This is a genomic window from Mesorhizobium sp. M7A.F.Ca.CA.002.05.1.1 (assembly GCF_003998335.1).
Lineage (GTDB): Bacteria > Pseudomonadota > Alphaproteobacteria > Rhizobiales > Rhizobiaceae > Mesorhizobium.
Genome location: NZ_RZQI01001339.1, coordinates 1 through 1,090 on the forward strand (window position 1 = coordinate 1; position 1,090 = coordinate 1,090).

A 1,090-nucleotide genomic window follows, 5' to 3' on the forward strand; every position below is an offset into this window, starting at 1 on the left:
AGGGGGGAGATTGGCTGTCATCTCCGCTTTCGCCAATCTCCAATGTGGATAGGCGAACGCCGGCAAGAACTATGACCTCAGACGTAATTGAAATGCCCCCCTCTCCCAGTCTAACCATGCCCTCATGACAACAGCCCAAACCTCCGCCGGCAGCCTCATTCGCGAGTGGCGCACCCGCCGCCGCATGTCTCAACTCGACCTCGCCATGGAGGCCGAAATCTCGCAGCGGCATCTGAGCTTCGTCGAAAGCGGCCGCGCCGCGCCCTCACGCGACATGGTGCTGCATCTGGCCGAGCAATTGTCGATACCGCTGAGGCAGCGCAACCAGTTGCTCCTCGCCGCCGGCTTTGCGCCGAGCTTCGGCGAGCGCTCATTGACCGACACCACGATGGCGCCGGCGATGGCGGCGGTCGAGATCGTCCTCAAAGGCCACGAGCCTTTCCCGGCACTCGCTGTCGACCGCCACTGGAACCTGGTTTCGGCCAATGCCGCCATTGCCCCCTTCCTTGCCGATGTCAGCGAGGCTTCGCTGCTGACGCCGCCGGTCAACGTCCTTCGCCTCAGCCTTCATCCCGGCGGCATCGCGCCACGCATCGTCAATCTCCAGGAATGGCGGACGCATCTGCTCGAGCGCCTGAAACACCAGAATGACGCGAGCGGCGACGCGGTGCTGATCGAACTCGAGCGTGAGCTGAGGACTTATCCGTCCGGCTTGAAAGGCAGTCGGCCGGTGTCGGTAGAGCCGAACCCCATCGTGCACCCGCTCAGGCTTGCGCACGGCGACCAGGTGCTGTCGTTCATCAGCACCATCACCGTCTTCGGCACGCCGCTCGACGTGACCCTGTCGGAACTGGCGATCGAATCGTTTTTTCCAGCCGATGAGCAGACGAGGACGGTGCTGGTTCGGTTGGCGAAGGAGCGAGCCGAGCTGTCGTAATCACCCTTCAGGCAAAGATGCCTTGCGCGTGCGGGTCCGCTCCAGGCCAAGCTGGCGTTCGCGCCAGATGATGAAGATGCCGGCGGCGACGACGATCAGGCCGCCGACGAGCATATGGAGCGTGGCGACGTCGCCGAAGACGAGATAACCGAC

At 63.5% G+C, this 1,090-nt stretch carries 1 protein-coding gene and 1 pseudogene; one reads left to right on the forward strand and one right to left on the reverse strand.

The window, feature by feature from the left end:
- The first annotated feature begins 124 nt into the window (after positions 1 to 124).
- Complete coding sequence (locus EN939_RS35395; protein WP_127270977.1) at positions 125 to 937, forward strand: helix-turn-helix domain-containing protein; 813 nt, start codon at positions 125 to 127, stop codon at positions 935 to 937.
- On the opposite strand, the pseudogene EN939_RS39555 reads toward EN939_RS35395, so the two are convergent.
- Positions 938 to 1,090, reverse strand: a pseudogene (locus tag EN939_RS39555) (EamA/RhaT family transporter); the annotation flags it as partial. It abuts the gene before it with no gap.

Coding starts and splice junctions, on each gene's coding strand:
- EN939_RS35395 (WP_127270977.1), top strand. CDS start 125: ATGACAACAGCCCAAACCTCCGCCGGCAGCCTCATTCGCGAGTGGCGC.